The 23,247-nt window shown below is 61.6% G+C and carries 19 protein-coding genes, 1 tRNA gene and 1 pseudogene; 13 read left to right on the plus strand and 8 right to left on the minus strand.

Translation table 11 applies throughout. From position 1 onward, the window contains the following. Position 1 precedes the first annotated feature (1 nt). The 4 genes from ACP2AV_RS15130 to fabI are packed head-to-tail and all read right to left on the minus strand — an operon-like array spanning position 2 to position 4,464. Complete coding sequence (locus tag ACP2AV_RS15130) at positions 2-1,864, minus strand: peptidyl-prolyl cis-trans isomerase (protein WP_426373615.1); 1,863 nt, start codon at positions 1,862-1,864, stop codon at positions 2-4. Positions 1,865-1,900: 36 nt separating this feature from the next. Beyond that, on the minus strand, positions 1,901-3,112 hold the full coding sequence (locus ACP2AV_RS15135; RefSeq protein ID WP_426373616.1) for an aminotransferase: 1,212 nt from the start codon (positions 3,110-3,112) through the stop codon (positions 1,901-1,903). A 30-nt stretch (positions 3,113-3,142) separates the two neighbouring features. Then, complete coding sequence (gene gpt / locus ACP2AV_RS15140; protein ID WP_426373617.1) at positions 3,143-3,646, minus strand: xanthine phosphoribosyltransferase; 504 nt, start codon at positions 3,644-3,646, stop codon at positions 3,143-3,145. 11 nt (positions 3,647-3,657) lie between these two features. After that, on the minus strand, positions 3,658-4,464 hold the full coding sequence (gene fabI / locus ACP2AV_RS15145) for an enoyl-ACP reductase FabI (protein ID WP_426373618.1): 807 nt from the start codon (positions 4,462-4,464) through the stop codon (positions 3,658-3,660). Positions 4,465-4,588: 124 nt separating this feature from the next. Between fabI and pdxH the strand changes: the two genes are divergently transcribed. The 9 genes and pseudogenes from pdxH to ACP2AV_RS15190 all read left to right on the plus strand — a co-directional run bounded on the left by pdxH (position 4,589) and on the right by ACP2AV_RS15190 (position 13,129). Continuing rightward, positions 4,589-5,191, plus strand: coding sequence for a pyridoxamine 5'-phosphate oxidase (pdxH, locus tag ACP2AV_RS15150; RefSeq protein ID WP_426373619.1), 603 nt, complete (start codon positions 4,589-4,591; stop codon positions 5,189-5,191). A gap of 122 nt (positions 5,192-5,313) precedes the next feature. Beyond that, on the plus strand, positions 5,314-5,841 hold the full coding sequence (locus ACP2AV_RS15155) for a cold-shock protein (RefSeq protein ID WP_426373620.1): 528 nt from the start codon (positions 5,314-5,316) through the stop codon (positions 5,839-5,841). Then, entirely contained in the window at positions 5,841-6,320 is a 480-nt protein-coding gene (locus ACP2AV_RS15160; RefSeq protein ID WP_426373621.1) for a DUF192 domain-containing protein, read from the plus strand. Before ACP2AV_RS15155 ends, ACP2AV_RS15160 begins: the two co-directional genes overlap by 1 nt. A gap of 40 nt (positions 6,321-6,360) precedes the next feature. Further along, positions 6,361-6,437: transfer RNA gene (locus ACP2AV_RS15165), tRNA-Pro, on the plus strand. 636 nt (positions 6,438-7,073) lie between these two features. Then, entirely contained in the window at positions 7,074-10,757 is a 3,684-nt protein-coding gene (locus ACP2AV_RS15170) for a vitamin B12-dependent ribonucleotide reductase (RefSeq protein ID WP_426373622.1), read from the plus strand. A gap of 526 nt (positions 10,758-11,283) precedes the next feature. Beyond that, positions 11,284-11,520 carry an EF-hand domain-containing protein gene (locus ACP2AV_RS15175; protein ID WP_426373623.1) on the plus strand — a complete coding sequence of 79 codons (237 nt, stop codon included), beginning with the start codon at positions 11,284-11,286 and terminating at the stop codon, positions 11,518-11,520. Positions 11,521-11,804: 284 nt separating this feature from the next. Next, complete coding sequence (locus ACP2AV_RS15180; RefSeq protein WP_426373624.1) at positions 11,805-11,981, plus strand: hypothetical protein; 177 nt, start codon at positions 11,805-11,807, stop codon at positions 11,979-11,981. A 278-nt stretch (positions 11,982-12,259) separates the two neighbouring features. Next, positions 12,260-12,427 (plus strand): annotated as a pseudogene (locus ACP2AV_RS15185) (helix-turn-helix domain-containing protein); the annotation flags it as partial. 114 nt (positions 12,428-12,541) lie between these two features. Further along, the gene (locus ACP2AV_RS15190; protein ID WP_426373633.1) at positions 12,542-13,129 is read left to right on the plus strand and encodes a hypothetical protein; all 588 of its coding nucleotides are present in this window, start codon (positions 12,542-12,544) and stop codon (positions 13,127-13,129) included. Here the strand turns inward: ACP2AV_RS15190 and ilvN are convergent. Further along, positions 13,110-13,673 carry an acetolactate synthase small subunit gene (ilvN, locus tag ACP2AV_RS15195; protein ID WP_426373625.1) on the minus strand — a complete coding sequence of 188 codons (564 nt, stop codon included), beginning with the start codon at positions 13,671-13,673 and terminating at the stop codon, positions 13,110-13,112. The genes ACP2AV_RS15190 and ilvN overlap by 20 nt on opposite strands. 11 nt (positions 13,674-13,684) lie before the next feature. After that, entirely contained in the window at positions 13,685-15,430 is a 1,746-nt protein-coding gene (locus ACP2AV_RS15200; protein ID WP_426373626.1) for an acetolactate synthase 3 large subunit, read from the minus strand. 506 nt (positions 15,431-15,936) lie between these two features. Between ACP2AV_RS15200 and ACP2AV_RS15205 the strand changes: the two genes are divergently transcribed. From ACP2AV_RS15205 to ACP2AV_RS15220, 4 genes are all read left to right on the plus strand, one after another. Next, entirely contained in the window at positions 15,937-16,353 is a 417-nt protein-coding gene (locus ACP2AV_RS15205; RefSeq protein ID WP_426373627.1) for a hypothetical protein, read from the plus strand. 485 nt (positions 16,354-16,838) lie between these two features. Next, positions 16,839-17,927, plus strand: a complete 1,089-nt coding sequence (locus ACP2AV_RS15210; RefSeq protein ID WP_426373628.1) for a TRAP transporter substrate-binding protein — start codon at positions 16,839-16,841, stop codon at positions 17,925-17,927. Between the two features lie 80 nt (positions 17,928-18,007). Beyond that, the gene (locus ACP2AV_RS15215) at positions 18,008-18,901 is read left to right on the plus strand and encodes a TRAP transporter small permease subunit (protein ID WP_426373629.1); all 894 of its coding nucleotides are present in this window, start codon (positions 18,008-18,010) and stop codon (positions 18,899-18,901) included. Between the two features lie 18 nt (positions 18,902-18,919). Then, positions 18,920-21,283, plus strand: coding sequence for a TRAP transporter large permease (locus ACP2AV_RS15220; protein ID WP_426373630.1), 2,364 nt, complete (start codon positions 18,920-18,922; stop codon positions 21,281-21,283). 478 nt (positions 21,284-21,761) lie between these two features. On the opposite strand, the gene ACP2AV_RS15225 is transcribed toward ACP2AV_RS15220, so the two are convergent. Continuing rightward, positions 21,762-22,586: an arginyltransferase gene (locus ACP2AV_RS15225; protein ID WP_426373631.1), complete on the minus strand. Its 825-nt coding sequence runs from the start codon at positions 22,584-22,586 to the stop codon at positions 21,762-21,764. A 144-nt stretch (positions 22,587-22,730) separates the two neighbouring features. Beyond that, entirely contained in the window at positions 22,731-23,189 is a 459-nt protein-coding gene (locus ACP2AV_RS15230; RefSeq protein ID WP_426373632.1) for an RDD family protein, read from the minus strand. Positions 23,190-23,247: the final 58 nt, after the last annotated feature.

Below are 23,247 nucleotides of genomic sequence, written 5' to 3' on the forward strand. Positions count from 1 at the left end.
ATCAGTTGCCCATCTGGCTGTGCACCGCGTTCAGCGCGGCCTGGTTCAGTGTCACCCCGGCATCGGCGCGGACCGCGGCGGAAAAGGCCGACAGCAGGTCGTTGGCGACAGACTGGTTGGCCTGACTGGCGATCTGCGTGCGCAGCCGGGCGGCGTCGGCGTTATCTTCGGTTGCGGGTTTGATCGCATCGACAATGGCGATTGTGACCTGCGGATCGCCTTCGATCACGCCGCTGCGCACCAAGGGGGTGCCTTGCGCGGCGTCGAACAGGTCTTCGACCAGCCCATCGGGCGTGTCATCAAGGAACCCGGTGCGCTGCAGGTCCTGGACCCGGATCACCCGGCCCGCGTCGGCCAGATCGTCAAAATCGCCGCCGTCGGCCAGCGCTTTTACGATCGCGTCAGCTTGGGCGGTCAGCCGATCGGTGATTTCCTGCACCTCCCAGGCGGCGACCACCGCATCGCGCACCTTGTCGAAGGGCTGCAGTTCGGGCGGAGCCTCGGCGTCGAGACGCAGCGCGAACAGCCCGCCATCGTCCAGTTCGCGGACCTCGGGGTAATCGTTTTCACCCACCTCTGATGCGGCTTCGGCGAAATCCTGATAGGCGGCGATGCCATCGGTTCGGTCCGGGGACCAGCGGATCATGCCCAGTTCCATGCCTTCGGTTTCGGCCAGTTCTTCCAGTGTAGCGCCGCCCGCCAGCAGATCGTCGATCGGTTCGATCCGGTCCTGAAGTTCGCGCCGGGCCGCCGTGGCCAGGTATTCGTCTTCAAGCGCGGGGCGCGCGTCTTCGAACGGCACTTCGGCGGCCGGCAGGATCGCGTTGACGCGGAACAGCGCCGGGCCGAGCGCGGTGGGCGCGGGGCCGGCGATGCCCGGTTCGTCCAGTGCGAACACCGCGTCCGCGGCGCCGTTCAGATCATCGCGGCTGACATCGCCCAGATCCACATCGGCCAGGTCCAGACCGCGCGCGGCCACAAGGTCTTCGAAGCTTTGGGTGCCGTCATCGATGGCCGCCTTGGCCGCTTGCGCATCGTCTTCGCTGGCAAAGACCAGCCGTTCGACCAGCCGCCGTTCGGGGGTGACGTATTCGTCGATCCGGGCCTGATACAGATCACGAAGGTCGGCTTCGTCGATACTGTCGCGGTTCATCACCATTTCGGGCGAAAGCCACGCATAGGTGATGTTCTTGGCCGCGGGCAGGGTGAAGTCGTCGGGGTTGGCCTGGTAATAGGCGCGCAGATCTTCGGGCGATGGTTCGGGCAGGGGGGCGTCCAGATCGTCGGGCCCCAGCGATAGCAAGGCGACATCGCGCCGTTCGCCGATCCAGTCCATGATGGTGCTGGTGTAGGCGGGGGGCATCGGCGCGCCGGGCAGCACGGCGGATTGCACCAGCAGGCGCGACAGTTCGGCGCGAATCGAGTCTTCGAATTCGGTTGTGGTCAGGCCCGCATTTTGCAGGGCGAACTGGTAGGTTTCAGCGTTGAAGCGCCCGTCGCCCCCGGCAAAGGCCGAAATGCCGACGATCTGGTCGCGCACCTGTTCATCGCCGACCGACAGGCCGACGCGGCGCGCTTCTTCTTCCAGCGCGGCCTGTGCGATCAGCCGGTCCAGCACCTGCTGGTCGATGCCGAACTGGCGCGCCTGATCCATGGTAAAGTCCATGCCGGTCTGCGCCTCGAAGGCTTGCAGTTCCTGTGACAGGCTGCGGGCATAGCGGTTGATGTCGATTTCGGTCTTGCCGACGCTGCCGACCGATCGCACGGTGCCGCCGAAATTCGTCGCGCCAAACCCGGCAAGGCCGAGGATCAGCAGCAAGAGCAACCCGCCGCTGAGGATCTTGGTGCCGCCACCTTTTGCCATGTCGTGTCCTCATGTTCCCTGCACGTTCGGGACTGTCTAGCGGTGGCCCGCGCGCGGCGCAAGCTGGCCCGGCAGGTTTTCAAGCCGTTCGATCAGGGTTGTGATCCCCGCCTGGTCGATATTGGCAAAGGCGATGCGCAGCTCTTGGCGTCCGGCAGGGTCGCCTTTGGGGCGGAACATGGTGCCGGGCAGCAGCAAGACACCGGCCATGTCCACCAAGGCGGGGGCCAGATCGGCCGCGTCGATGGCGAACGGGTGGCGCACATAGGCGAAATAGGCCCCGGCGCCCAAAAGATCCCAACCCAGCGGTTTCAGGCGCGCCATCCCTTGGGCGATGGCGGCGCGCCGGGACAGGATTTCATCGCGCTCGCCCGCCAGCCACGGGCCCAGGTTGCGCATGCCCCACAGCGCGGCGTGCTGCCCGCTCTGCCCGGCGCAGATCGCTACGGTATCGAGGTACTTTTCCACCTGCGCCAGACGCGCACGCGCGGCCACCAGCGCCCCGACCCGGTGCCCGGTCAGCCGGTACGCCTTGGAAAAGGAATAGAGCTGGATCAGCGTGTCGTCCCAATCGGGGCGGGTGAACAGGCCATGCGGCGCTCCGCTGGCCGAATGGAAATCGCGATAGGTTTCGTCCAGCACCAGCGCGATGCCGTTTGTGCGCGCCAGATCGTAAAAGGCCGCGATCAGCCCGGCGGGATATTCTGCGCCCGTGGGATTGTTCGGTGTCACCAGCACGATGGCGCGGGTGCGCGCCGTGATACGGGCGCGGGCGGCGTCCAGATCTGGCAGCATGTCATCGCCGCAGGGTAGCGCAACAGCGCTGACGCCGTTCATATCGGCCCACATTTTATGGTTGAAATACCAAGGGGTTGGCAGCAACACCTCATCCCCTTGGGCGGTCAGGGTGGCCATGGCGGCGGCAAAGGCCATGTTGCACCCGCCGGTGATTGCGACCTGCGCAGGGCTGATCTGCCCGCCATAGGCGGCGCGCCACTGGGTGGCCACTTGGGCGCGCAGATCGGGCAGGCCCAGCACCGGCCCATAGAGGTGCGCGGCGTCATTCGTCAGGATCGTTTCGGCCAGCGCCTGGCGCAGCCCGGCCGGGGGCGGGGCCACGGGGGCGGCCTGGCTGACATTGATCAACGGGCGGTCGGCGGGAAAGCTTTTGTCGGCAATCCAGCGGCGCGCCTCCATCACCGGGGGCGCGTCGGTTGCGGCCATGTTTGGGTTGAAAACGCCCGCCATCTGCCTCTCATTGTGGGGGAAAGCGGCTGGTCAGTCTTTGCCGCGATAGGGTTCGACGTATTGCAGCGCCATGTCCCACGGGAAGAAAATCCAGGTGTCCTGGCTGACTTCGGTGATGAACGTGTCGACCTGCGCGTTGCCTTGCGGCTTGGCATAGACGGTGGCGAAATGGGCGTTGGGGTAAAGGCTGCGCACCAGTTCCAGCGTTTTGCCGGTGTCGACCAGATCGTCGACCACCAGGATGCCGGTGCCATCGCCCATCATCGCGGCGTCGGGTGATTTGATCACCTTGGCCGCGTCTCGCGTCTGATGATCATAGCTTTTGACGCTGATCGTATCGACGGTGCGGATGTCCAGTTCGCGCGCGACGATCATCGCCGGGGCCATGCCGCCGCGGGTGATGGCCACAACCGCGCGCCATGCGCCGCCGTCCGGGCCCTTGCCGTCCAGGCGCCACGCCAGCGCACGCGCGTCGCGGTGCAACTGGTCCCAACTGACGTGAAAGCCTTTTTCGTGGGGCAGGAAGTCGGTCATGGCGGGTCTCCTCAGCCCTTGGTCAGATCGGGCGCATCAACGGCCTTCATGCCGACGACGTGATATCCTGCGTCCACGTGATGGGTTTCGCCGGTCACGCCCGCGCCCAGATCCGACAGCAGGTACAGCGCCGAGCCACCCACATCGTCAATGGTCACGTTGCGCCGCAGGGGCGAGTTGTATTCGTTCCACTTCATGATGTAGCGGAAATCGCCGATGCCGCTGGCCGCAAGCGTCTTGATCGGGCCGGCGGAAATGGCGTTGCACCTGATGCCGTCCTTGCCCAGATCCTCGGCAATATAGCGCACGCTGGCTTCCAGCGCCGCCTTGGCCACGCCCATGACGTTGTAATGGGGCATCACGCGTTCGGCGCCATAATAGGTCAGCGTCAGCAGCGACCCGCCATCAGGCATCATCGCGGCGGCGCGTTTGCACACGGCAGTGAAGGAATAGACCGAAATGTCCATCGACATGGTGAAGTTGTCGCGGCTGGTATCCACGTAGCGCCCGCGCAGTTCGTTCTTGTCGGAAAAGCCGATGGCGTGGACGACGAAATCCAGCTTGCCCCACTTGGCCTTGAGCGTATCGAACAGCGCATCCATCGACGCTTCGTCCGACACATCGCATTCGATCAGTGTATCCGAGCCCAGTGTCTGGGCCAGCGGATCGACCCGTTTCTTGAGCTGTTCGCCCTGGTAGGAAAACGCCAGGTCGGCGCCCTGGGCGGCCAACGCTTTGGCAATGCCCCATGCGATCGACCTGTCATTCGCCAGGCCCATGATCAGGCCCCGCTTGCCGTCCATCAGTCCGTTGGTCATTTCTTACCCTCACCCACACAAAGCTTCGTTCTGGTTTGCGCGTGGTTTACGGCCTCGCCCCCCTGTTATCAAGCGCATCCGCACCATATACAAAGTCGGCAAGTCATCTATCGGGAGCGAAGCAATGACCAAACGTGACGGGATATTCGCCGGCGAGGATCCGTTCGTCATCGCGCGGCGCTGGCTGGGCGAAGCCGAAGCGCATGAACTGAACGATCCCAACGCCATGGCGCTGTCCACCGTCGATGATGAGGGGCTGCCCAATGTGCGCGTCGTTCTGTGCAAGGCGATCGAAGATGACGGCTTTACGTTTTTCACCAATTACGAAAGCCAGAAGGGCCGTGAACTGGCCAGCGGCAAAGCGGCGGCGGTCTTTCATTGGAAATCGTTGCAACGCCAGGTGCGCATTCGCGGCACCGTCATCAAAGAGGCCCCCGAAATATCCGATGCCTATTATGCGTCGCGTTCGCTGGGCAGCCGGATCGGGGCCTGGGCATCGCAACAGTCGCGCCCACTGGAATCCAAAGCCGCGCTGGCCAAAGCGGTTGCGGCCCAAGGATTGCAGCACGGAACGTCACCGCGGCGCCCGCCATTCTGGGGCGGATACCGCATTTTGCCCCTGGAATTTGAGTTCTGGGCGGCCGGTGAATTCCGCTTGCACGACCGCTTTCGTTGGCGGCGTGAAACCGTGGACAACCGCTGGGCGATTGTGCGTTTGAACCCGTGAATTTCGCGCGACGTGAATTGCAAGATTTTGTTATTAAATGATAAAATGTTCTTGCAACTCGGGGTGGTCTGCATCAGGTTCGGTCACGGGATGAATGGCGTATATCGCCGGTTGGATACAAAATGACTGAAGAATTGGGAAACGAACCGGTCCACGGAAACGTGAAATGGTTTGATCCGGGCAAGGGATTTGGATTCGTTGTCTCGGATGCCGGGGGCCCGGATATTTTGCTGCACGCCAATGTGCTGCGCAATTTCGGGCAAAGCTCGGTTGCGGACGGTGCGCGCATTGCGTTGACGGTCCAGCAGACGGTGCGTGGCATGCAGGCGGTCGAGGTGCTTGAAATTGAGCCGCCCGACACTGATGAGCCGTTGATGATGGATGATTTCGGGCCCGATCTGACCGAAGGGCTGGACGAACCACTGCAGCCCGCGCGGGTGAAATGGTTCGACAAGGGCAAGGGCTTTGGCTTTGCGAATGTCTTTGGCAATTGCGAAGACGTGTTCGTGCATGTCGAGGTTTTGCGCCGCTCCGGGCTGGCGGATTTGCAGCCGGGCGAGGCGGTGGGCCTGCGCGTGATCGATGGCAAGCGTGGGTTGATGGCCGCCCAGGTCACCGCCTGGGACGCCGCGACGCGGGCAAACGACTGATGCGGATTGCACCTGTCCTCTGGATCGGTGCCGTCCTTGCCTTGTTGCTGCCTGCTGTCGCCGTTGGCCAGGAATGTCGGGTGGATCGCGTGTCTTTGCGCGGGGCCTTCGGGACCGCCCATTTCCGAGTCGAGGTCGCAGACGACGCGGCAGAGCGCGCCCAGGGCCTGATGCACCGCGACAGCCTGTCGGCCACCGCGGGCATGCTGTTTGTTTACCCCGAACCTGGCCGCGTGGCGTTCTGGATGCGCAATACGCAGATCCCGCTGGATCTGGTGTTCGCCGATGAAAGCGGCCGCGTGACACGGGTTCATCATCGCGCCATTCCCTTTGACGAAACGCCCATCGACGGCGGCGATGGGGTGTCCTACGTGCTTGAGATCAATGGCGGCATGGCCGCGGCGCTGGGGCTGGATATCGGCGATGAACTGCGCCATCCGGACATTCGTCAGACAAATGCGGCATGGGCATGCGACTAGGTCTTTTCATTCGCTGCGACTTGTCTTAGGAAGCGCGCGTCGGGGCGTGGCGCAGTCTGGTAGCGCACCTGTTTTGGGTACAGGGGGTCGTGAGTTCGAATCTCGCCGCCCCGACCACTTCTTCCACATGGATTTCGCGAAAATGGCGACCGGGCAGCCACGGGCTGTTCCTGTGCGCCCATCGCTGCGGCGCACAATCATAGCGCGAATCAATGAGTCGCGAATCCCGCATCGCGCGCGCTACCCGTAGTGGGTATCGCGCCGCAACTCGCTATATATGGTGGGTTTTGATGGAAATTCGGGCAGTGCCCCTGTTGTCGCATTGCAATGGTCACGCCACGCACAGCCTGTGCATAATCTTAGCGCGAATTGTGAAGTCGCAGCGGCAGCGGTTTGATAAACAAAGGTGATTTCGTCTGCCCACGACAGAGCACGAATCGCAGGGGCCTGTGGGTATGTTGGGTCAATGTCTAAAATCTGGAAAACGGGACAATAATCCCGTTGACCCTAAAGCTGAATTAACTGCACATTGTAGGGGTCGACCGGATAGCCACTAAATGTAGTGGTAGGCGACGCAGGGACAGACCTCTTATATGAACCGCGATCCGGGTCAGGGTCGCAACGCCAATGCTGCAGAAGTAGCAGGCGAGCGGGTAAGTCATGCGTACAGTTCGGGCCGGCATGGGCGTGGTCTCCGTCTCAGAAGGGGCGCGTCAGGTAGGTTGAACGAAAAGCAATGCACGGGGCACGCTGATGAAGATCGAACGCAAGTTTACCAAGGCCGGCAAGGACGCTTATGCGTCGCTGGATTTCACAACCACCAGCAGCGAGATTCGCAATCCCGACGGGACCGTGGTCTTCAAGCTGGACAACTGTGAAATGCCGGCCAGGTGGAGCCAGGTCGCATCGGACGTGATCGCGCAGAAATACTTCCGCAAGGCCGGCGTTCCGGCCGCGCTGAAAAAGGTGCGCGAAAAGGATGTGCCCCAGTTCCTGTGGCGGTCGGTCCCCGATGAAGACGCCTTGGCAAAACTGCCGGAAGATCAGCGCTTTGGCGGCGAAACTTCGGCCAAGCAAGTGTTCGATCGCCTGGCCGGCGCATGGGCCTATTGGGGCTGGAAGGGCGGTTATTTCAGCACCGAAGCCGACGCCAGCGCCTATTATGACGAAATGCGCTATATGCTGGCCTCGCAGCGCGCGGCGCCCAATTCGCCGCAGTGGTTCAACACCGGGCTGCACTGGGCCTATGGCATCGATGGGCCGGGCCAGGGCCACTATTATGTGGACTACAAGACCGGCAAGCTGACGCGGTCGAAATCCGCCTATGAGCATCCCCAGCCGCACGCGTGTTTCATCCAGTCTGTCGCCGACGATCTGGTGGGCGAGGGCGGCATCATGGACCTGTGGGTGCGCGAAGCACGGCTGTTCAAATACGGATCGGGGACGGGCACGAACTTTTCGTCCCTGCGCGGCGAAGGTGAAAACCTGTCGGGGGGCGGCAAGTCGTCTGGCCTGATGGGGTTCCTGAAGATCGGCGACCGGGCTGCGGGCGCGATCAAGTCGGGCGGCACCACGCGCCGCGCCGCCAAGATGGTGATTTGCGACGTCGATCACCCCGATATCGAGGACTTCATCAACTGGAAGGTTCTTGAAGAACAGAAAGTGGCCAGCATCGTCGCCGGCTCGAAAATGCACGAAGCCCGCCTGAATGAAATTTTCGGCGCAATCCGGGAATGGGACGGGTCAAGCGAAGACGCGGTCGATCCGGTCAAGAACCCGTCGCTGAAATCGGCGATCCGCGCGGCCAAGAAGGTCGCGATCCCGGAAACCTACGTCAAACGCGTGCTGGATTATGCGCGTCAGGGCTATACCAGCATCGAATTCCCGACCTATGACACCGACTGGGACAGCGAAGCCTATGCCTCCGTGTCGGGCCAGAATTCGAACAACTCGGTGCGGGTGACCGACGCGTTCCTGCAGGCCGTCAAGGACGACGCCGACTGGAACCTGACCAATCGCGTCACCGGTACCGTGGCAAAAACCATCAAGGCGCGCGATCTGTGGGAACAGGTGGGCCACGCGGCCTGGGCCTGCGCCGATCCGGGGATCCAGTTCCACGACACGGTCAACGCCTGGCACACCTGCCCCGAAGACGGGGAAATCCGCGGCTCGAACCCGTGCTCGGAATACATGTTCCTGGACGACACCGCCTGTAACCTGGCGTCGATGAACCTGCTGACCTTTCTGAAGGACGGCGTGTTCCAGGCCGAAGACTACATGCACGCCACGCGCCTGTGGACCATCACGCTGGAAATCAGTGTGACGATGGCGCAGTTCCCGTCCAAGGAAATCGCGCAGCTGTCCTATGATTTCCGCACGCTGGGGCTGGGCTATGCCAACGTTGGCGGGCTGTTGATGAACATGGGGCTGGGCTATGACAGCGACGAAGGGCGCGCGATGGCCGGTGCGCTGACCGCTGTCATGACCGGTGTCGCCTATGCCACCAGCGCTGAAATGGCCAGTGAACTGGGCGCTTTCCCGGGTCATGCCCGCAACGCCGATCACATGCTGCGCGTGGTGCGCAATCACCGCAATGCCGCCTATGGCAGCGAAGATGGCTACGAGGCGCTGGCGGTCAAGCCGGTCGCGCTGGATCACGCCAATTGTCCCGATGCCAATCTGGTCAACCTGTCCAAGATGGTCTGGGACGAGGCCCTGGAACTGGGCATGAAGCACGGCTATCGCAACGCTCAGGTGTCTGTCATCGCGCCCACCGGCACCATTGGTCTGGTCATGGACTGCGACACCACCGGGATCGAACCCGACTTTGCTCTGGTCAAGTTCAAGAAGCTGGCCGGGGGCGGATATTTCAAGATCATCAACCGGTCTGTGCCGGCGGCCTTGGAAAAGCTGGGCTATTCCAGCGCCCAGATCGAAGAGATCGTCGCCTACGCCGTGGGTCACGGATCGCTGGGTCAGGCCCCCGCGATCAACCACACGTCGCTGATCGGGCACGGCTTTGGCGAAAACGAAATCGCCAAGATCGAAGCCGCGCTGCCAAGCGCCTTTGACATCCGTTTCGTGTTCAACCAGTGGACGCTGGGCGAAGAATTCTGCACCAATGTGCTGGGGATCCCCGCCGCCAAGCTGAACGATCCCTCGTTCGATCTGCTGCGCCATCTGGGCTTTACCAGAAAGGACATCGAAGCAGCGAACGACCACGTTTGCGGCACCATGACGCTGGAAAACGCGCCGCACCTGCGTGAAGAACATTACAACGTGTTCGATTGCGCCAATGCCTGCGGCAAGAAGGGCAAGCGCTATCTGTCGGTCGAAAGCCACATCAAGATGATGGCCGCGGCGCAGTCGTTTATCTCGGGGGCGATTTCCAAGACGATCAACATGCCCAACGATGCGACGGTCGAAGACTGCAAGGCGGCATACGAGCTGTCCTGGAGCCTGGGCATCAAGGCCAATGCGCTCTATCGCGACGGCTCGAAACTGAGCCAGCCGCTGGCCTCCGCGCTGATCGAAGATGACGACGAGGCCGCCGAAATCCTCGAGAGCGGATCATCGCAGGAAAAGGCCGCCGTGCTGGCCGAAAAGATCATCGAAAAGGTGATCATCAAAGAGGTTGCCCGTGGCCGCGAAAAGCTGCCCGAGCGTCGCAAGGGCTATACCCAAAAGGCCGTCGTGGGCGGGCACAAGGTGTACCTGCGCACCGGCGAATACCAAGACGGCAACCTGGGCGAAATCTTCATCGACATGCACAAGGAAGGCGCAGGCTTTCGCGCCATGATGAACAACTTTGCCATCGCGGTGTCGGTGGGCCTGCAATACGGCGTGCCGCTTGAGGAATTCGTCGATGCCTTCACCTTCACCAAGTTCGAACCGGCCGGCATGGTGCAGGGCAACGACAGCATTAAGAACGCCACGTCGATCCTGGACTATATTTTCCGCGAACTGGCGGTCTCTTATCTGGATCGCACCGACCTGGCCCATGTCAAACCCGAAGGCGCGTCCTTCGACGATCTGGGCCGCGGCGAAGAAGAGGGCGTGTCGAACGTACAGCAGCCGTCGGACAGCGCGGCGACCAAATCGCTCGAGGTGCTCAAGCAGATCAGTTCAACCGGCTACCTGCGCAAGCGCCTGCCACAGGAACTGATCGTCGTGCAGGGCGGGCCGGGCAATGTCGCGCTGGACGGGTCGGTCAGTTCGGTGACCTCGCTGCAGGCGCGGATGCCCGAAACCAAGACCTCGGTTTCGGTTACGGAAACCTCAAGCGTGGCGGTGTCGGCCAGCATGACGGCCCGCGACAAGGCCAAGATGCAAGGCTACGAGGGCGACCCCTGCGGCGAATGCGGCAACTACACACTGGTGCGCAATGGCACCTGTATGAAATGCAACACCTGCGGCGGAACGTCGGGGTGTAGCTAAGTCACGGTCGCGCAGCGGGCCGTCCGACCCAGTCGGCCCGCACGCGACCCCAGTAACGAGTTCCGGGGCGGGTGCGCTCGCCTCTGACGCGGATCAGGCCGCAGGCAGAAAACAACCGAGCGGTATCAATCATGAGCCTGATCAGCGAAACTGGGCCCCTTCGGGGGCCCTTTTTTCTTTGCTGTGCGGCGGCCATGGCCCGCAATCTGCGTCGGGCGCGCGCATATGGGGCCAGTCGGGCGCGCCGTCAAACCGGCGCGCGTTTTTTTGCCCACCGCCATGGCCCGTTTTAGGCCAAGAGTAGCTGATCGCTGGCAGAAAAATTCCAAGCCTGGCGGCGGATCCGCAATCCTGTGCCGACCCAAGCCGCCGGGCGCCATGCGCTGTTGCGGCGCCCCCCGTCTTGCCCCCAGATCCCCCCTGCAGGCGATAAGGCCTGACCCCCGGGGCCGGGGTGGCCCCGACATAAACCGGACCCGCGCTGCGGCGATCCCGCCCGGCGCGTCCGCAAAATGGAGACAAAGATATGAATACCAAAGTGATGCTTCTTGCAGCCGCAACCGTGTTGTCAGCCGGCCCGCTTGTCGCGGCCACCAGTGTTCAGGACGCCGACGGCGACGGCACCTATTCGTACACCGAACTGGTCGCAGCTTTTCCTGAGCTGACCGAAGAAACCTATCTGTCGATCGACGCGAATGCTGACGGGCTGGTCAGCGCCGACGAATACACCGCCGCGCAAGAGGCCGGACTTTTGCCATCGTGATTGGCGTGATCTGAACGCGATCAAAGAACATCCGCGCCCGGCCATCCCTGACCAGGCTATCCCTGCCACTGGGCGCGGGTTTCCCGCTGGCGGTTGTCCACCGACCGTCAGCGGGGCTTGCATGGAAATGCGCGGCAGGAGCACCGGGCAGGGACACTCCCACCGCTAGCGGCTGTTCATATGCCTGGAAGGCAAAGGGCGCTATTTTTCCCTACACGAACAGCCGTGTTCGCGCATGTCTTCAACCTGTCCTGCAAATCGACACAGACCCGCTTTTGAATCAATTGCAGCTGCGTGCAAATTCTGAGCGGGTGGGCGTCGCGAAACGCCACGAATACAAGATCGCCCGTGTCGCCCGTATCAAAAATCTCGCTTTTGCATTGGGCCCCATCGGCAATCGCGACGTCGCCATGGTCTTCGCACCATATCACCGCTTTTTGGGCTTTTTTATCCAGCCATAGTACAACGCCATACATCTGTTTTGCCCCATTTCTTATCTGTTTTTAATGTGGAATTTCGACCGCCTGCGTCCAGTGCAAAAGATGGAAATTTTGTGCCAGTTTGAAATTTGGGCGACTCTTGTTTGCGTCAATTCAACTTCTGCGTTAGCATCGATTCAAGGGTAGGGGCTTTTTTTCCCGGTGTTTACGAGTTGTTGTGGCTGACTCAAGACAAGTGACGCGCTTGCGCATCAGTGAATTGAGCTGGCAAGAAAAGGCGTTATTGTGCGGGTAAGAACATGACAGAAACGGGTGACTCAGGGTTGCCGAGACGCAAGAACCCTGCCGAAGTGCGGTCCATTTTCGGGCAAAACCTGAGGTTGTTGGTCAAGCAAAAAGCCAGTGTATCGGCGGTATGCCGGGAACTTGGCATCAACCGCACGCAGTTCAACAGGTATTTGTCAGGCGCAACTTATCCAAGACCGGATGTCCTGGCGGTTATTTGCGATTATTTTGGGGTGGACGCCCGAATTCTTTTGGAACCGGTTGACATTGTCAATCAAAGCGCCGCTTTCCCGGAAATGGAAGCCGAAAAACGGCTAATTGAGAATATACACGAAACGGGAATTCTGACGGTCGATCCGCGCAGCTTTTCTGACGGATTTTACTTGTTCTATCTGTTGCCTGAAAGCGCGACCGACGTGGTCGCCGTGATCCTTCAGCGGGTCACGCGCGGCGGCGACGGGATGACAACGGCGCAATTCAACCTGCCGCTCAGCATGGCGGAACGTCTGGGTGTGCCCAACACGAAACGGCGCGTCTCGTCCCTGGTGATGCAACATTCATCCGGGGTGGCTTTCTTTTCGCTTGTGCCGGACGCAGGCTTGATCGTCACCGTCTATGTCGACGTCGGGTTCCTGGCAACGCAACGCTTTTTCAAGGGGCGGTTCATGGCCTCAAGTGACAGTGGCGTCATGGCACGCGTGGGCCGCAATTGCGCTTTTGAAAGACTGGGCAACACGAAAGCGGCGGCATTTGCCGCACGCCCGCGCCTGGGCTTCAAATTTCTAGAAGACGTCCCCGTGCCGGTCCGCAACCTCATGAGCGGCGGGGACCCGGACCAGCACACGGCCGCTCCGGCGAGCTATCTCAAGTCTCGCCACGGCTGAGCGCCGCGACGCCCGTGCGCGCCACTTCGTTCAGTCCAAGCGGGCGCATCAGGTCGGCAAAGGCGTCGATCTTGTCCGGCGCCCCGGTGATTTCGAAGATGAAGCTTGTCAGCGTACTGTCGACCACGTTCGCGCGGAAAATTTCGGCCAGGCGCAGGGCCTCGATCCGCTGCTCGCCCGTGCCGGACACCTTGAACAGGCCCAGTTCGCGTTCCACGCTGGGCCCTTCGACGGTCAGGTCATGCACCTCGTGCACCACCACGATCCGCCCCAGCTGGGCCTTGATCTGTTCGATGATCGCGGGCGTTCCCGAGGTCACGACGGTGATACGCGAGCGGTGACCGGTGTGGTCGACTTCGGCCACGGTCAGGCTTTCGATGTTGAACCCGCGCCCCGAGAACAGGCCGATCACGCGGGCCAGCACGCCCGGTTCGTTTTCCACCAGAACGGCCAGCGTATGGCGTTCGACGATATCGGCATTCGGGTCGCGCAGGTCATAGGCGGAATGGCTGGACGAGCCTTTTTCGATTTTCAAAGCAGACATGATGCGTTCCTTCAGACCAACGCGCCACCGCCGTCAAAGGCCTCGGCCTCGGCGGACAGGAGCATTTCGTTATGCGGCTTGCCCGAGGGGATCATCGGGAAGCAGTTTTCGTGCTTTTCGACAAGGCAATCAAAGATCACCGGCCCGTCGTGCTTGATCATCTCGTTGATCGCGTCGTCCAGATCCTTTGGATCCTTGCAGATGATGCCTTTGGCGCCAAAGGCTTCGGCCAGCTTGACGAAATCGGGCAGGGCTTCGGACCACGACGACGAATACCGTTCGCCGTGCAGCAACTGCTGCCACTGGCGCACCATGCCCAGCCGTTCGTTGTTCAGGATGAACTGTTTGACCGGCAGGTGATACTGCACCGCCGTGCCCATTTCCTGCATGTTCATCATCCAGCTGGCTTCGCCGGCCACATTGACCACCAACGCGTCGGGGTGGGCCATCTGCACGCCGATCGACGCGGGAAAGCCATAGCCCATGGTGCCCAGACCGCCCGAAGTCATCCAGCGGTTCGGTTCGTCAAATTGCAGGTACTGCGCCGCCCACATCTGGTGCTGGCCGACCTCGGTCGTGATATAGCGGTCCATGCCCTTGGTCAGCGCTTCCAGACGTTCCAGCGCGTATTGCGGTTTGATCGTCACGTCTGAATTGGTGTAGGTCAGGCAGCGCACGTCTCTCCATTTCGCGATGGTTTCCCACCAGCTTTTGACGGCTTCGGTCTGACACTTGCGCCCGCGCGATTTCCACACCCGCAACACGTCCTCTAGAACGTGGCCGACATCGCCGATCACCGGCAGGTCCACCCGGATGATCTTGTTGATCGAGCTGGGGTCAATGTCGATGTGCACCTTTTTGGACCCGGGCGAAAAATCCTGCGTGCGCCCGGTGATGCGGTCGTCAAAGCGCGCGCCGATATTGATCATCAAATCGCAGTCGTGCATCGCCATGTTGGCTTCGTAGAGCCCGTGCATGCCCAACATGCCCAACCAGTGTTCGCCCGATGCGGGATAGGCGCCCAGCCCCATCAGGGTGCTGGTGATCGGAAAACCCGTGGCATTGACCAGTTCGCGCAGCAGCTGGCTGGCCGCGGGCCCGGAATTGATCACGCCGCCGCCGGTGTAAAAGATCGGGCGCTCAGCCTTTTCGATCAGGGCGACCAGGTCGGTGATTTCTTCGATCCCGGCTTTCAGCTTGGGCTGGTAATGCGACGTCTTGGCCTTTTGCGGGGCGATATAATCGGCCTCGGCGAACTGCACGTCCTTGGGAATATCAACCAGAACCGGGCCGGGGCGGCCCGAGGTGGCGACATGGAACGCCTGATGGATCGTGTCGGCCAGCTTTTCAGTGTCTGACACCAGCCAGTTATGCTTGGTGCAGGGGCGGGTGATCCCGACGGTGTCGGCCTCTTGAAACCCGTCGGTGCCGATCAGGAACGTCGGCACCTGTCCGGTCAGAACAACCAGCGGAATGCTGTCAAGCAGCGCGTCGGTCAGGCCGGTCACCGCGTTCGTCGCGCCCGGGCCCGATGTCACCAGAACCACGCCGGGCTTGCCGGTGCTGCGCGCGTACCCTTCGGCGGCATGCACCGCGCCCTGTTCGTGACGGACAAGAATATGCTTGATGTGGTTTTGCTGGAAAATCTCGTCATAGATCGGCAGCACAGCGCCGCCGGGGTATCCGAATACGGTGTCCACGCCCTGATCGATCAAGGCCTGGACGATCATCTTGGCGCCGGTCATTGCCCGTGTCATTTTGCTCTCCGTCTCATGTCTCGCGGCGCATAAAAAAGCCCCCGGATTTCGGGGGCGCATGGGAACCGGAATGGTCAACCGTCACCGGCCCATGCGCATCAATCCTACAAGTACGACGATCATCGTCATGCCCAAGGGCTCCTCATACGTGGTGCGGGCGACATTAGGGTTGCCACAAATTGGCGTCAACCAAGAAATCAGGAAAAAGTTGTCTTTGATACCCCAAAATCTTTGCATTTATTGCGCAGGGCGGTCAGGCCCCGCAATATGAGCCAATTTCGGGCCGTTTCACGCGGTCACGCCCCAGCGAACTTTCGCCAAACTGCCGAAAAGGACATGTTGCCCCGCCGAGGGCAAAGATGTTGGTTTCGTGACGCAGGCCCGGGGCGAACCGATCCGGCCCGGCCAAGAACAACGATCACCACCGGCGTCGCCGAGTGCGCCCGGGCGCCCCCCGCGCCGCGCGTTTGGCTGAACGACATCCGCAGACCGGAGAGGAGAGCACGATGGCTGAACCCATTTCGGCCAAGATCCGTTTGGCTCTTGGCACTTTCGCGGCGGCGACGGTCATGTGGATCTTCGCCGGATTTTGGCACAATGACCTGGGGCCGGGGCTGCTGAACGGAACCGGGACGCATCTGAGTGCCAAGTCGCTGAGCCTGACTTTTCTGGCCTTTGCCATTCTGGCTTCGATCTTCGCGCGGGTCTACAGCCTGCTGCCCGAAGACCGGCGCACAGTAATCGCCGGGCTGCGGATCGGCGTTTATGGTGGCATCATCTGGAGCTTTCCTCACGCGCTGTTGACGGGCGCAGGCGCGGGTGAGCCGATTGCGCCGGTGCTGCTCCACACCCTGGTTCACATGGTCGAAGAGGGGCTGGGCGGCACCGTGATGGCGTTGATCTATCATCTCCAGGCGCGTTGAGCGTCAGGTGTTTACGCGCGCGGCAGCAATCACGCGCGCGGCAGGCACGCGCGCGGCAGCAATCACGCGCGCGGCAGGCAAGGACCGGTTGATCCAGCGCATTGGCCACGACCCAGTTGGCTTTGCCCCGGAATCGGCATGATCGATTGCGCGCGCCCCATCGCCGGTTTTTGCGAATCCGCGCGACCGGGGCTGAAGCGGGGCTGAACGCGGCCGCGATATACAGGGGTATACAGGGATATACTGTGCGCTGGCGTGCACCGACAGGACCGCGATGTGCACCATTGCAGGGGCCGGGCCGCGGCGGTCGCGCCAATTCGCACGCGCGGCCCGGTTTTGGCGCAAAAATCCAATCAAGATGCGCATTTGGGCGCCGCTCTGCGCAATTATTGGTATTTATTTGCCCGCGCGCTGCCGTTAGTGTTCCCAGATTACGCGATACGTTTGCCCGCGGGGCGGGCTCATTTGATCTGGGAGGATAACGCATGGATCGTCGTTCGTTTCTGAGAAATTCCGCGCTTGGCGGGACCGCTGCTGCCGCCACATCGCTGGCCGCACCGGCCATCGCACAGGGCAAGGAAGTGCTGACCATGGTCACCACCTGGCCGCGCGGGCTGGCCGGTGTGTGGGATTCGGTTGAACGCTTTTCCAACAATGTCGCCGACATTACCGATGGATCGCTGACCATCGACGCCAAGGGCGCGGGCGAACTGGTGGGCGCGCTGGAAGTCTTTGACGCGGTGACGGCCGGTCAGGCCGACATGTATCACGGCGCCGATTATTACTTTGTCGGTCAGCATCCGGCCTTTGCCTATTTTGCTGCCGTGCCCTTTGGCATGACCGCGCCGGAAACCATGGTTTGGTATTACGGCAAGGGCGGCAAGGCGCTGCACCACGAGCTGGGCGAAATCTTTGGCCTGACCTCATTCCTGGCGGGCCAGACCGGCGCGCAAGGGGGCGGGTGGTTCCGCAAGGAAGTGGCCTCGGTTGACGATTTCCAGGGGCTGAAATTCCGCATGCCGGGCCTGGGCGGCCAGGCGCTGGCCAAGCTGGGCACATCGGTACAGGTGCTTCCGGGCGGCGAAATTTACCAGGCCTTGTCGACCGGCGCGCTGGACGGCACCGAATGGATCGGCCCGTGGTCGGACGAAAAGCTGGGCCTGCAGGAAGTCTGCGGCCACTACTACCCCGCCGGTTTCCACGAACCGGGCGCTGCCCTGTCGATTGCCGTCAATTCCGAACGGTTCAACGGCCTGTCCAAGGCGCATCAGCGCGCCATCGAAGTGGCCGCCGCCGATGCGCATCAGCACAACTACGCGCTGTTCATGTCCAACAACGCGCCGGCTCTGACGCGTCTGCTGAATGCGGGCGTGCAGGAACATGAGTTCACGGATGACGTCTGGGACGCGTTCGGCCAAGCGTCGCTTGAGGTTCTGAACGGGTTCACCGACGACGAAATCTTCGCCAAAATCCACGAGTCCGCCCAAAGTGCCATGCGTGAAACTGCAGGCTGGGCCGTGCGGACGGATTCGGTCTATACCGCGCAGCGCACCCGCGTTCTGTCGCAAATGTAACCGGCCCTTCGGGACCATGAACCGCGGGGTTGCGCGCTGTCTGGTGCGCAACCCCTTGAATATCGAGAAGGGGACGCTCGATGCTGGACGCTTTGATCGCGCTGGTAACGAACCTGGCACTCGGCTTTTACCACATCGCTTATGCCATCACACACCCAGAGCTTTGGCTGAACTGGTCGGACAAAGAAGCGCTGATGCGGTTCATTTATTATGGCGGGTCGAAAGAGCTTCTCTTTGCGTTCTTCGATGTGGTGATCGTTGTCACGATCGCCGGGCTGGTTTGGCGCCCCTTTTTGTGGGGCGTGGTGCGCGCGCTGGAAGGGTTCGCCAATTGGGTGGGTCGGATTGCTGCCTGGGCCGGCCTGATCATGGTGGTGCAACAGATCGTCGTCGTCTTTCTGCAGTCGATCTTTCGGTTGGGTGAAATTACGCTGTCCCCCTTCGGTATCGGCTTTACCCAGTCGGTCGGCTGGTATTCGGAAGGGTTGAAGTTGTGGAATGCGGCGGTGGTGGCACTGTGTGTCAGCTATACCTTTGTGCAGGGCGGGCATGTGCGGGTCGATCTGGTCTATTCGGCCGTCGGGCACCGCGCCAAGCGCATGATCGACATGTTCGGATCGCTCTTTTTCATGTTGCCCGTGGCCTTGCTGACCTGGATGTACGCCTGGTTCTTCCTGTGGCGGCACTTGATCACGCCCAAGGTGTCTGCATCAGACAAGCTGGACCTGATGCTGCGCAAATCGAAAATCGTGAAATGGAATGTGGAAACCATCGGGTTTTCGCCGAACGGATTCAACGGGTATTTCCTGTTCAAGATACTGATGCTGGCCTTTGTTGCGCTGGTGATCCTGCAGGCCATCGCGTTCTTTTACCGGTCGTACCTGGAATGGCGCGAAGGCGAAGAGGCGATCGGCAAATACCATGACGGCGACACGCTGGGCGCGGGCGAAGAAGCCTACGAAGGCACCCACTAGGGCTAGGGAACAATACACATGCTTTTCGGTTTGGACGGCGTCGAAATCAGCCTCATCATCATGTTTCTTTGCCTGTTCGCGGGGATCTTGTCGGGATTTCCCGTGGCCTTTGCCATCGGCGGGGCGGGTATCATTTCCTTCGGCATCATTGCCGCGCTCGATGGGGCGGGCCTGTTGGTGCACCAGGCGATTGACCAGGGCAGTCAGGCCTATCGCGACTTGATCGCCAGCGGTGAAACGCCGCTGCGGATCAGTCATTTCCGATACCCCGAACTTCCGGTGACCGAAATGCCGCTGTTCCCGCGCGGGTGGGAGCACGCGATGGACACCAACCTGTCGTTCATCGTGAACCGTATGAACGAACGGGTGTTTGCCGGCGCGTCGATCGAAACCCTGTTGGCGGTGCTGATGTTCGTGATGATGGGGATCACGCTGGAACGCTCGAAAATCGCCAACGAACTGTTGACCTCGATGGCGCGCGTCTTTGGACCGCTGCCGGGCGGTCTGGCGGTGTCGGTGGTGGTTGTGGGGGCTTTCCTTGCGGCATCGACCGGGATCGTGGGCGCCACGGTGGTCACCATGGGCCTGCTCAGCCTGCCGACCATGTTGCGCAACGGCTATTCGCCGGAACTGTCCACCGGGGTGATCGCCGCGTCCGGCACGCTGGGGCAGATCATTCCACCATCCATCGTGATCGTGCTGCTCGGTACCTTGGCCGGAGACCTTTATGCCACCGCGCAAGAGACCCGCGCGCAGGACGTCGGCTGCTCGGATGCGCTGACCTATCTGGGCGAAGCGGCGGTGGTATCTGTCGGTACGCTGTTTCAGGCGGCAATTCTGCCGGGCGTTCTGCTGGCGTTTTTCTATGCCGCCTATGCGTTTTTCTATGCGGTCATCAACCCGCACAAGGCGCCGCCGGTCCAGATGGGCCATGCGGCAAGCGGCGGCGAGGTGATCACCCGCAACTACGGCTTGTTGTGGTTCGTGGCGGTGCCGGTTCTGGTGATCGGCGGGGCGATCCTGGCCGGGCAGGTGGGCCTGTCGGGGTCGCAGGACATGACAGTGTCACGATTCTCGCAAGCGTCCGAAGCGCCGATCCTGCGCACCAACGTGTCCGAATCCTGCCAGGCGGCCATGATCGAGCTGCACGGGCAGGCAAAATGGGATCTGGCCGTCGCCCAGTACGAGGCCCAGCAATCCGCGGGCGGCGCCAAGGCGGCAACCGAACTGACCGCCGAGCAATTCGAACAGGCGCGTGCGGATACGCTGGCCGCGGCGGCGCCGGTGGGCACCGGGCTGATGGTGATCCTTGTGATCTTTGGGGTCATGTTCGCCCTGGCTCGGGGCGTGGCCCCGTCGCGCAGCTGGACACCGCTGGCCGTTGGCGCGGGCGGGATCGTTCTGGCGATGCTGCTGGATGCGCTCTTCTTGTCACCGCTGGCCAGCCCCGGAACGGCGCTGCTGGTGTTGCTGCCAGCTATTGCGCTGATGCTCTATGGCGGGCGTTATGCGGCCGGTCTGCTTGGCGCGAACGAATTGTTTCGCGTGGTCTTTCCGCCCCTGGTGCTGATCGTCGCGGTGCTCGGCTCGATCCTGGGTGGGATCACCAACCCCACACCCGCCGCGGCGTTGGGCGCGGGCGGGGCGATCATGCTGGCGGCCTTCCGCAAACTGCAAGAGGAACATAACCCCCGCGCCAAATGGATCCTGGGCGCCGCCTTTTCGATCATCATCATGATCCTGCTGGGCGCGAATTTCGATCTGCGCATGACTCGTGAAAGCGTGGCGGTCGAAGATCTGATCGCCTTTTTTGCCGCATCGGCCGCGTTCTATTTCGCGTTGTTTGGCATTTTCTACGCATTTTGGGTGCTGTGGCGCACGGCGGTTCTGGTGCCAGTGGTGCGCGAAACGGCCAAGGTCACCAGCATGGTCTTTACGATCCTGATCGGTTCGCAATTGCTGAACCTTGTGCTGATCAGCTTTGGCGGTGAACATTACATCCAGTCGTTCCTGCGCAGCTTTGACAGCGAATTCACGGTGTTCCTGATCGTGATGGCGGTGCTGTTCATCCTGGGCTTTGTGCTGGATTTTCTTGAGATCATCTACATCGTGGTGCCCATCGTGGGGCCGGTGATCTACGGCGGGGATTTTGATCCCAAATGGGTGACCATCATGATCGCGGTAAACCTGCAAACGTCTTTCCTGACGCCGCCCTTCGGTTTTGCGCTGTTCTATCTGCGCGGGGTGGCCCCGCCATCGGTGACGACGCGCCATATCTATCGCGGCGTCATTCCGTTTGTGATCATCCAGGGGGCCGGTCTGGCGCTGTTGTGGCTGGTGCCTGAAGTGGTCACCATCGTCCCCAACCTGTTGTCCAAGTAGACGGTGCGCCCCGTGTCGGGGCGCATTTTGGTTTGCAGGGCCCGCGTGAGGCTGTCGCGCGGGCCCTGTCCGTTTTCCCTTCCTCAGCACCAATGGACAGCCGGTGACCAGCGTGTTCACGCCCGCCACGCGGCTCGCGCAGGCACGAGCGAATCCGAGTCTCCTGCCGAGCCGTCACCCTTTTGCCGCCACCACAGCTTGCCGCCCCGCAACAGGCGTTGGCCGGGATAGCGGGAATATCCGTCTGACCATTGGCGCGCACGGGCACGTGATCAGGCCAACCGGCGTGCGGCGCAAATCGCACAATTGCCCGACAATGTTGCGCGGGATGCCCCTGGGTTTGGGGGGCACATGCCGTGAATGGAACAGAATTGTGCGCGCGGTTCGCCGGACTATCGGGTCAATCAGATTGGGTCGCGGCAGGGGAAAGGGGGGCGCTTGGTGCCCACCAATCGCCCGGTCGCATGCGGCAGTTTGATCAGGGTTTGCGCGTGGGCCGTGAATCGGGCAGATGGATCCGGGCGACCTGCTCGGCGATGGGCGCGGCGTTCAGCGGATGGGTGTCGCTGTCGTAGTCGGACGGGTCGCCGATGTCGCGCCATTCGCCGGCATCAAAAACCTCAAGCGCGTCGAACTTGGCCTTGTACCCCATCTTTGGTGATCCAGGCACCCAATAGCCAAGGTAGACGTAGGGCAGGCCAGCTTCGCGCGCAATGTCGATGTGATCGAGGATCACGTAGGTCCCCAAGCTGTCCTTGATCCGGGACGGGTCGTAAAAGGAATAAACCATCGACAGACCGTCATCCAGGACATCCGTAAGGCAGGTGGCGATCAGATCACCCGACTCGCTGTCAGTATATTCGATCACGCGGCTGCGGATCGGGGTTTCTTCGATCATTGCGGCGAATTCGAAGATGTCCATATCTGCCATGCCGCCGGCGGAATGGCGGCTGTCCAGATAATCGCGGAACAGCGCGTATTGTGCTTCTGTTGCCCAGGGCGACGTGGCCGCGCGGCGCAAAGAGCTATTTCGCTTCAACGCGCGGCGCTGGCTTTTGGACGGGGTGAAATCAGCCACACGGATTCGGGCCGAAAAACAGGCCGAGCATTCCGCGCAAGACGGGCGATAAAGCACGTTTTGTGACCGGCGGAACCCTTGCTTGGACAGGGAATCGTTCAGCTTTTCGGCGTTTTCGCCCTGTAATGCAGTGAACAGCTTTCGCTCCATCCGACCCTCAAGATAAGGGCAGGGCTGGGGGGCCGTCACGTAGAACTGGGGCGCTATTGGAAGTGTGTGGCGCATGACTCGGGCGTTTGTTTCTGACCAAAGGGTAGCAAGTCAGACCCGCGCCGCCAAGACCCCGGTGACCGGCGATTTGACCAATGGTTAACCGTTCCGGCCAAACCGCCCTGACCGACCCTTGGCCCAGGCCCGCGGGCGCCCACCTCAGTCGCGGGCGCGCTTGATCGCAGCGGTGCGCAGAATGACGTCGGGCAGGGATTGGCCGCGTTCAGTTGTCAGCATCAGCACGATGGACAGAACCTGGGGCAGGAACATCGAAAAGAAAATCGAATAGAGCAGCGTATGCGCGGCGGCCGTCATCAGATCAAAGGTTTCGCCGTTGTCCTTGCGAAATTCGATCCCGGTCAGACGCATGCCCAGCGTGGCCGATCCGTTGGCGATCGTGATCGTGCGGTACGCAAACCCCACCACCATGGCCAGAAACGGCAGATAGAACAGCGCGGTAAAGGCGGTGAACGGCACCAGCAACGCGGTGATCAGCCCGATGATGATCCAGTCGAAGACAAAGGCGACCAGACGCTTGGTCGGCACGTTGTCGTAAAATTCGCCCTGGGTGTAGGGGTCGGGCAGCCCCCAATAGGGTACGCGGCTATCGCTATCCATGGCGGGGTCCTTGTGTGCGGGTCTGGTGCAAATATGGGGGCGCGCGCCCAAAGGTAAA

The sequence above is a fragment of the Aliiroseovarius sp. PTFE2010 genome (assembly GCF_049943335.1).
In the GTDB taxonomy this organism is placed as follows: Bacteria; Pseudomonadota; Alphaproteobacteria; order Rhodobacterales; family Rhodobacteraceae; genus JBNFVY01.

Coding starts and splice junctions, on each gene's coding strand:
- gpt (WP_426373617.1), bottom strand. CDS start 3,646: ATGACCGACTTCCTGCCCCACGAAAAAGGCTTTCACGTCAGTTGGGAC.
- ACP2AV_RS15170 (WP_426373622.1), top strand. CDS start 7,074: ATGAAGATCGAACGCAAGTTTACCAAGGCCGGCAAGGACGCTTATGCG.
- ACP2AV_RS15215 (WP_426373629.1), top strand. CDS start 18,008: ATGCTGGACGCTTTGATCGCGCTGGTAACGAACCTGGCACTCGGCTTT.
- ACP2AV_RS15190 (WP_426373633.1), top strand. CDS start 12,542: ATGGAAGCCGAAAAACGGCTAATTGAGAATATACACGAAACGGGAATT.
- pdxH (WP_426373619.1), top strand. CDS start 4,589: ATGACCAAACGTGACGGGATATTCGCCGGCGAGGATCCGTTCGTCATC.
- ACP2AV_RS15160 (WP_426373621.1), top strand. CDS start 5,841: ATGCGGATTGCACCTGTCCTCTGGATCGGTGCCGTCCTTGCCTTGTTG.
- ACP2AV_RS15225 (WP_426373631.1), bottom strand. CDS start 22,586: ATGCGCCACACACTTCCAATAGCGCCCCAGTTCTACGTGACGGCCCCC.
- ACP2AV_RS15130 (WP_426373615.1), bottom strand. CDS start 1,864: ATGGCAAAAGGTGGCGGCACCAAGATCCTCAGCGGCGGGTTGCTCTTG.
- fabI (WP_426373618.1), bottom strand. CDS start 4,464: ATGACCAACGGACTGATGGACGGCAAGCGGGGCCTGATCATGGGCCTG.
- ACP2AV_RS15175 (WP_426373623.1), top strand. CDS start 11,284: ATGAATACCAAAGTGATGCTTCTTGCAGCCGCAACCGTGTTGTCAGCC.
- ACP2AV_RS15220 (WP_426373630.1), top strand. CDS start 18,920: ATGCTTTTCGGTTTGGACGGCGTCGAAATCAGCCTCATCATCATGTTT.
- ilvN (WP_426373625.1), bottom strand. CDS start 13,673: ATGTCTGCTTTGAAAATCGAAAAAGGCTCGTCCAGCCATTCCGCCTAT.
- ACP2AV_RS15205 (WP_426373627.1), top strand. CDS start 15,937: ATGGCTGAACCCATTTCGGCCAAGATCCGTTTGGCTCTTGGCACTTTC.
- ACP2AV_RS15155 (WP_426373620.1), top strand. CDS start 5,314: ATGACTGAAGAATTGGGAAACGAACCGGTCCACGGAAACGTGAAATGG.
- ACP2AV_RS15210 (WP_426373628.1), top strand. CDS start 16,839: ATGGATCGTCGTTCGTTTCTGAGAAATTCCGCGCTTGGCGGGACCGCT.
- ACP2AV_RS15135 (WP_426373616.1), bottom strand. CDS start 3,112: ATGGCGGGCGTTTTCAACCCAAACATGGCCGCAACCGACGCGCCCCCG.
- ACP2AV_RS15230 (WP_426373632.1), bottom strand. CDS start 23,189: ATGGATAGCGATAGCCGCGTACCCTATTGGGGGCTGCCCGACCCCTAC.
- ACP2AV_RS15200 (WP_426373626.1), bottom strand. CDS start 15,430: ATGACACGGGCAATGACCGGCGCCAAGATGATCGTCCAGGCCTTGATC.